The organism is Tabrizicola sp. TH137, from assembly GCF_002855575.1.
Classification (GTDB): domain Bacteria; phylum Pseudomonadota; class Alphaproteobacteria; order Rhodobacterales; family Rhodobacteraceae; genus Paragemmobacter.
Window position 1 is genome coordinate 141013 of record NZ_PKRQ01000008.1, and the last position, 6304, is coordinate 147316.

Below are 6304 nucleotides of genomic sequence, written 5' to 3' on the forward strand. Positions count from 1 at the left end.
ATCGTCCAGAGGCGTAGGGGCAGCGGGGAGGCGTCAGCCTTCCTTGCTGAGGGCGTAGGCGCCGGCTTCGTCCATCCCGGAGGCTGACGTGCGGTCTGTCGTGGGGATGGCGGCGGCGTGCCAGCAATCCGCTCCGGTTTCCAGATCCATGGAGAGGCGGACCTGCGTGCCGCGCCCCGGCCGGCTGATGACGTCGAACCTTGCCCCGATGCTCTTGGCGCGGTTGCGCATCCCGGCGAGGCCGAGCGAGACATGCCCCGAGGGCCGCAATTCGTTCGTGACCGGACGGATGCCCGGCCCCTTGTCGGAGACGCTGATATCAAGCACGCCATCCGATACCTCGGCCCGGACGGAGACACCGCGCCCTTCGGCATGTTTTCGGGCGTTGTGCAGCGCTTCGGAGACGATGCGGTAGATCGCGGTCCGCGTGTCCGGGTCCAGCGTGACTTCCGCCTCATCCAGTTCCAGCGCCACTTCGGTTCCGCATTCGGTGCGGAAGTTCAGCACGGCCAGACGCAGCGTTTCGGCCAGATCGAGCCCGTCGAGCGTGGGCAGGACCAGACCGGTGGAGATGGAGCGCAGGTCCGTCAGCGCCGAGTCCAGCAATTCGCTGGCCTTGCGGGCGAGCGGAAGATCCGCTTCGGCATGGACGAGCTGGCTGCGATAGAGGGCGGCGATGCTGAGAAGCTGGATCGGCCCGTCATGCAGTTCCGATCCGATCCGGTTCAGCACCGCTTCGCTGATCTGGGCGGCCTGGGTGCGGAGCCGTTCGGATTCGTTGAAAAGCTGGCGGTTGCGTTCGGCCAGTTCGTCGGACCTGCGCAGGCTGTCGGCGATGGAGCGTTCCTGCGCATTGATCCGGCGTTGGGCGAAGGCGACAAGGACGGCGAGACCGGCGATCCCGATCAGGAGCGAGGCGAGGCGGATGTAATCCGTATCGGCCAGCATCCGGGAAATGCGGGTGAGCAGCAGTTCGACGCTACAGTAGATTTCACCGACGGCGATCACCTGGCCGTGCCGGTTCACCAGCGGCATGTACACTTCATAGACCACGGAGCCGAGGGTAACATCCTCGACATTCTCGGGAGAGAAGCCGTCGGCGCGGGAGATGATGGTTTCGCCGTTCACGGCGCGCATGACGGAGGGTTCGAGCTTGCCAAGAGACTCCACCGGGCCGGAGGAGGAATAGACCAGCGTGCCGTCAACACCCCAGATCTTGACCCGATTGATATAGGCCGGGTCGATCTGGTTCATCACCGCATCATGGATTTCCGCCTCGAGCGCAGGCGGCAGGTACTCGCGGACCGGTTCGTCGCCGAGCACCGAGAGAAGGACCCCGCGCGCCAGCGCCTGTTCGATTTCCAGCGAACCTTCGATCATGCGTTCGGAGATGATGCGGTTCTGGAGTGTGCCGGTTCCGATGGCCAGAACCGTATAGAGGACCGTGGCGAGCAGCAGGAACTGCGCCGTCAGGCCAAGCGAGCGCAGGAAGCTCAGGACCTGACGCATGCCATCCTCGCCGGTGGCCAGAGGCTGGCCGAGACTGCCCGTTCTGTTCCACGGATCGTGTCGGGATCCATGCCGTCTCTCCGTATCCGGTTTTCCGGCCGTTTGGCCTTTGCCCTGTCTCAAGGTTAACCCCTGTTACTATGGATCATATTCGTGGGACGACGGCAAAGGCTTTAGCTACCGGACAGAGAGACCTTGGCTATTCCTCGCGCATGGCGCGGTTCATCTGATCGACGACGGGTTGGACGAGGTAGGAGATGACGACCCGTTCCTGGGTGGGGATATAGACTTCGACGGGCATTCCGGGGACGAGGCCGCGGGTGCCGAGATCGTCGAGGTTGCCGGTCGCCTTGGCGCGGGCGGTGTAATAGGTCATGCCCGTGTTGGGGTCCATGACGGCGGCGGCGGCGATGGTGTCCACGACGCCGTCGATTTCGGGCGTGAGGCGCTGGTTGAAGGCCGGGAAGCGGAGGCGGGCCTTCTGGCCGGGCTGGATGGCGTCGATGTCGGTGGTGGAGATGCGGAACTCGATCACGAGGTCGGTTTCGCTGGGGACGATGGTGACGAGGGTCTTTCCCGGGGGGACGACTTCACCGAGGGTGGAGACGTTGAGTTCGTTCACGACACCGGCGACGGGGGCGCGCAGGACGGCGCGTTCCTTCTTTTCCACGGCGGCGGCCAGTTGCTGGCGCAGGTCGGTGATCTGGGGTTCGAGCGCGCGCAGTTCGCGATGGGCATCCGCCTTTGCCGTGGCCATGAGGCGGTCACGTTCCAGGGTGATCTCGGTCTGGCGGGTCTGGTTGCGGGCGAGGTTGGCGTCGATTTCGCCCATTTCGCCACGCATCCGGGTGAGGTCGCGCAGGATTTCGTCAAGGCGGCTTTTCTCGACGGAGCCGGCCTTCTGCAGCTTGTCGAAGCGGGCGAAGGAGTCCTCGACGAGGGCGAGTTCCTCGAGCAGCGACTGGCGGCGGGCGGTCTGGCCTTCCGTATCGAAGCGGAGCTGGTCGGCCTGAAGGTCGAGCGAGGCCAGTTCGCCCTCGCGGTTGAGGCGGTTCTCCTCCATCAGGCGGCGTTCGCCGTCGAGGATGCGGAGGGCGTCTGGATCGGCGGCGTCGAAGCTGGCAGGGGTGACCATGTCCACCCCGTCGCGTTCCGCGGCGAGGCGGGCGGCGCGGGCCTCGGCCTCCAGAAGCTGGGCCTCGAGCATGCCGATGCGGGTCTGAAGATCGAAGGTATCGAGGATGAGGACGGGCTGGCCGGCCTCGACCTGCTGGCCCGTCGAGACGAGGATCTGGTTCAGGGTGCCGCCATCGACATGCTGCACGTTCTGGACGTCGTTCTTCACCAGCACGGAGCCCGAGCCGATCACGGCGGCATCGAGACGGGCGGTGGCGGCCCAGAAGCCGATCCCGCCGACAAGGAAGACGGTCAGGGCGGCGGCGGCGATCAGGCGCCCGCGCAGCGAGAAGGCGGCGGCCGGATCGGGCGGATAGGGCAGGTTGGAGGCCATCGACATCATCTTCGTCACTCGGTTCTTGCCGGGGGCCTGCGGACAGGTCCCCGAGGGAGGGGGGGGGAGGGTGTCCGGCAGGCCCGCGCGGGGTCTGCCGGGGGGGCAGTGTCAGAGCAGGCCGGTCGCGGTATCGGTGGCCAGCAGCGGGTCGGGCGTGGTGACCATGTCCGCGGCCGTGATGACCGGGGTTTCGACGAGGGTCGCTTCGGGCATGGTGCTGGCTGCGGGGGTATCGAGGCTGGGGAAGTACTGCTCGATGAAGGCTTCCTTCGACTCCGTGTTGGAGACGAGGTCATAGGTGCGTTCCTCGCGCGCCAGATAGGCAGTGTCGAGATCGGCACGGGTTTCGCCGCCGCGCAGCTTGTAAAGCTCGTGCTGGCTGACCCAGTCACCGATGGCGAGGTTGGAGATGTCGCGGACGGTGGTGGGGTGGAAGGGGCGCACCACGCTGGCCAGTTGGGCGAAGAGCTGGTGGAAGTTCACCCCCACGATGCCATCGGCGCCATCATCGACCGGACCGGTTCCGCCATTGCCATTGCCGCCATTGCCATTGCCGCCGGTATGGCCGGTATTTCCGCCCTGGCCACCCGTGCCGCCGCCGATGGAGGGCGCGCCGGGCACGAAGGGCATGTCGCCGCGGGTGCCGAACATCGAGGGCAGCGAGGCGGTCTGGATCTGCGGCTGGTCTGCGAGATAGAGGTCGGGCAGGTCCAGCGCGGGATCGACCTCGGGGAAGAAGCGGGACAGGTCGATCGGACCGGGGCCACGGCCGATGCGGCCCATGTCGGTATCCTCGCCCGGCAGCGATCCGGTGATCAGCGGCTGGCCTTCGTCAAGCTCGGAGAATTCCACCTGCGGGGCGGCTTCTTCCATGCCCGGCTGGCGCGGGGCCGAGACCTGTTCGGTCGCGTCGCGGTCATGCGGCTGGTCCGTCGGGTCGCCGGGCTGCGCGGTGCCGCCAAAGGCCGATTTGACATAGGCCGCGAGCGTGAGGGTCAGCGCCGCGAACATCGCTGCGAAGGGGGCCTCCTTGCGTTCGGCCAGGGTGAAGAGGGCGCGCCCCTTCGGCTTGTTCTGCTCGGCCGACTTGCGGTGCTTGGTCTTGATTTCCATCTCCGCCTCCTTCTGTTGTCCGGTCATCAGGGCAGGATTTGCCCGGTTGTTGGGTCTGGGTCAGATCGCGTTTGCCGCGGCGTTCAGTTCGCGCTCGGCAGGGCCGATATTGATCTGGTCGCTGCCGGCGACCGTGGTGGGGGCCACGACCTTGCCGTCGCGGTTGCCCAGCACCTCTTCCTTCGTGCCGAAGGCCGCGAGCCGCCCGGCATGGATCGCCGCCACCATATCCACCGCCGCAAGGACGGAGGGCCGGTGGGCCACGATCACCGCGATGCCGCCGCGCGCCCGGATCGACTTGATCGTGTCGTTCAGCGCGCGTTCCCCCACCGCATCGAGCGAGGCATTGGGTTCATCGAGCAGGACGACGAAAGGGTCCTGGTAGAGGGCGCGGGCCAGACCGATGCGCTGGCGCTGGCCGGCGGAAAGCGCAGTGCCGAGGGCGCCGACTTCGGTATCATAGCCTTCGGGAAGCTGGGCGATCATCTTGTGGACATTCGCCGCCACGGCTGCCTTGTAGACCGCATCGGTTTCGCGGCTGGTGTCAAAGCGGCTGATGTTCTCGCGCACGGTGCCGTTGAAGAGGCCCACTTCCTGCGGCAGGAAGCCGATGATCTCGCCCATGCGGGAGGGATCCCACTGCGCCAGATCCACGTCATCATAGCGGATGGAGCCGCGCAGCACCGGCCAGACGCCAGCCAGCGCCCGCAGCAGCGTGGACTTGCCGCCGCCCGAGGGGCCGACGATGGCCAGCGCCTGACCGGCCTGCAATTCGAAGCTGACTTCCGACAAGAGCACGCGGCCATTGGCGGGCGAGGCGACGGTGAGGTTCTCGACGCGCAGCGACTGGGTCGGGGCGGGCAGCATGACCGGGGTCTTTTCGGCCGAGAGGGCGACCAGTGTATCGCGGAGCTGCGTCCAGGCATGGCGGGCGGCGACGATGCCCTTCCAGTTGGCGATGACCTGGTCGATCGGGGCGAGGGCGCGGCCCGAGGCGACCGAGACGGCGATGATGGCCCCGGCGGACAGTTCGCCCTGGATGGTGAAGAAGGCGCCCAGGCCCAGCAGGCCGGATTGCAGCAGCATCCGCAGCACCCGCGACATGGCGCCCATCGTCCCGGTGATGTCCGAGGCGCGGGTTTGCAGGTCCAGATGCTGGCGGTTGGCGGCGGCGAAGCGTTCCACCGCGCGGCCCGTGGCGCCCATGGCGATCAGGCTTTCGGAGTTGCGGGTGTTGGATTCCGAGATCGTGTTGCGCACCACCAGCGCCTTCTGCGCCGACTTGGCCAGATCGCGCGACTTGAACTCGGCCAGCATGGTGAGCAGGGCCAGAACCACCGCGCCGCCCAGCGTGACCGCGCCCAGAACCGGGTGCAGCAGATAGACGAAGATCAGGAAGATCGGAACGAAGGGCAGGTCGAAGATCGCCGCCGGCGCCTGCGAGCCGAGGAAATTGCGCAGCGTGTCCACCGTGCGGCCGCGTTCCAGCGCCTCGGTGGTGGAAAAGCCATAGCGCGGCATGTCGATCGCCACCTTGTGCGACAGCGGGGCAAGACGCTGATCCAGACGCGCGCCGATCCGCACCAGGACCTGGCTGCGGATCGTGTCGAAGCCGCCCTGAACCATGTAGAGCGCCAGCGCGAGGATCGACAGGAAGGCCAGCGTCTGCACCGAGCCCGACGCCAGCGCCCGGTCATAGACCTGAAGCATGTAGAAGGAACCGGTCAGGGCAAGCACGCTGATCAGGCCCGAAATCCCGAACAAGGCCCAGCCGTAGCGCGTCAGGTCCGCATTCAACAACTGACGCGCCTTCCGCATCGCCAGGGGATCTGCACTCGACATCGGATGCGCCATAACTTTGCCTCTCAAACACTTCGAAACGGACCATCTGGTCCAAGGAGGACAGGCGTTTCCGGGGAAGGCGCCCTGTCCCTATGCTTCGAAAGTAGAAAATCCGGCTTGATTCCGTCACGGAACAGGGTCCCGCGATCCGTTGGACCAAGGTCTGAACCTGCCCGACGGACAAAAAAACACCCCCCGGCCGGTGAACCCGGCCGGGGGGTGTGTTGCTGCATCAGAAGGAGAAGGACGAGCTGTCGAGGGTATGCGCCCCGCGCAGCGTGAGCGAGAAGTCGGCATCCGCATCGCCGTCGGTGAAGCCGTCGATGA

At 66.4% G+C, this 6304-nt stretch carries 4 protein-coding genes; all 4 read right to left on the bottom strand.

Annotated features, from left to right (window positions below):
* Nucleotides 1–33: 33 nt before the first annotated feature.
* Nucleotides 34–1509 carry a sensor histidine kinase gene (locus C0V75_RS20310; protein WP_101922816.1) on the bottom strand — a complete coding sequence of 492 codons (1476 nt, stop codon included), beginning with the start codon at nucleotides 1507–1509 and terminating at the stop codon, nucleotides 34–36.
* Nucleotides 1510–1708: 199 nt separating this feature from the next.
* Nucleotides 1709–3028 carry an HlyD family type I secretion periplasmic adaptor subunit gene (locus C0V75_RS20315; protein ID WP_101922817.1) on the bottom strand — a complete coding sequence of 440 codons (1320 nt, stop codon included), beginning with the start codon at nucleotides 3026–3028 and terminating at the stop codon, nucleotides 1709–1711.
* A gap of 102 nt (nucleotides 3029–3130) precedes the next feature.
* The gene (locus tag C0V75_RS23375) at nucleotides 3131–4162 is read right to left on the bottom strand and encodes a hypothetical protein (RefSeq protein WP_216821486.1); all 1032 of its coding nucleotides are present in this window, start codon (nucleotides 4160–4162) and stop codon (nucleotides 3131–3133) included.
* Between the two features lie 33 nt (nucleotides 4163–4195).
* The gene (locus C0V75_RS20330) at nucleotides 4196–5977 is read right to left on the bottom strand and encodes a type I secretion system permease/ATPase (protein ID WP_101922823.1); all 1782 of its coding nucleotides are present in this window, start codon (nucleotides 5975–5977) and stop codon (nucleotides 4196–4198) included.
* Nucleotides 5978–6304: the final 327 nt, after the last annotated feature.

Coding starts and splice junctions, on each gene's coding strand:
- C0V75_RS20310 (WP_101922816.1), bottom strand. CDS start 1,509: ATGCGTCAGGTCCTGAGCTTCCTGCGCTCGCTTGGCCTGACGGCGCAG.
- C0V75_RS20315 (WP_101922817.1), bottom strand. CDS start 3,028: ATGATGTCGATGGCCTCCAACCTGCCCTATCCGCCCGATCCGGCCGCC.
- C0V75_RS23375 (WP_216821486.1), bottom strand. CDS start 4,162: ATGACCGGACAACAGAAGGAGGCGGAGATGGAAATCAAGACCAAGCAC.
- C0V75_RS20330 (WP_101922823.1), bottom strand. CDS start 5,977: ATGTCGAGTGCAGATCCCCTGGCGATGCGGAAGGCGCGTCAGTTGTTG.